The 767-nt window shown below is 50.3% G+C and carries 1 protein-coding gene and 1 pseudogene; both read right to left on the bottom strand.

The features are described from left to right. Positions 1 to 193, bottom strand: a pseudogene (locus ACTHUM_RS16215) (hypothetical protein); the annotation flags it as partial. Further along, positions 193 to 767, bottom strand: a 575-nt coding sequence (locus ACTHUM_RS16220) for an HD domain-containing protein (RefSeq protein WP_440403451.1), incomplete at its 5' end; no start/stop codon positions are given. The pseudogene ACTHUM_RS16215 and the gene ACTHUM_RS16220, both read right to left, overlap by 1 nt.

The raw sequence follows: 767 nt of genomic DNA on the forward strand, positions 1-767 counted from the left end.
GTAAAGGGATGAGAATAGCTTCTAAATTAGTGAAATAGTGTTCTTCAAGGTAAAACGGCGCGATGCATGTAAGAGCAAAGGAAAACATAAGAAATACTGCGGTAAAACCGATTTCCTGCGAGTCATGTACAACACGCGCAGATATGGTAATGCCGTCGGGCATACACTCGATTTTATAACGCGAAGATGTCATCAATATCCTCCTACTTTGTCTGCCTGATATGCTTTTTGCAGCGGTGTAATTTGCGCTAAGCGGGCATGATCAATTTGTTCAGCGATAAGGTGCGCTTTTCCTTGCGCGCGACACTCGGCTGCAATTTTGCCTGCATCTACTTGGTTGGCGGCTTCAAGTAAGGCCAGCCAGTGTTCGCGTTGCGGATAGGGGGTATCTTCAAGATTCAGACGGCCTTGTTTGTCGGCCACGCAGACGTTTAAGGCCGTCTGAAAACGTTCGGGGCGGCGGAATGCGTCGGTTTTTTTCAAAACATTCAAAATGGTTTTGCTTTTGAACTGCCCGACTTGATGGAGCATGATGTGCCAACGGCAGACAAGTTCGGCAAGCTCGGCGCAGTGTTTGGGTGCGCGCAGGCGTTGATTGACTTCGCGGACGGGTTCGACGCCGTTGACGTCGTGTCCGTAGTGTTTCGGCAGGATGTCGGCCGGTGTTTTTGCCTTGCCTAAGTCGTGCAATAAGGCGGCATAGCGTTCGGCGAGGGAGAGGTTCATTTCTGCGGCTCGTTGTACAACCATCAGCGTATGAATACCGC

The sequence above is a fragment of the Neisseria sp. P0021.S006 genome (genome assembly GCF_051956895.1).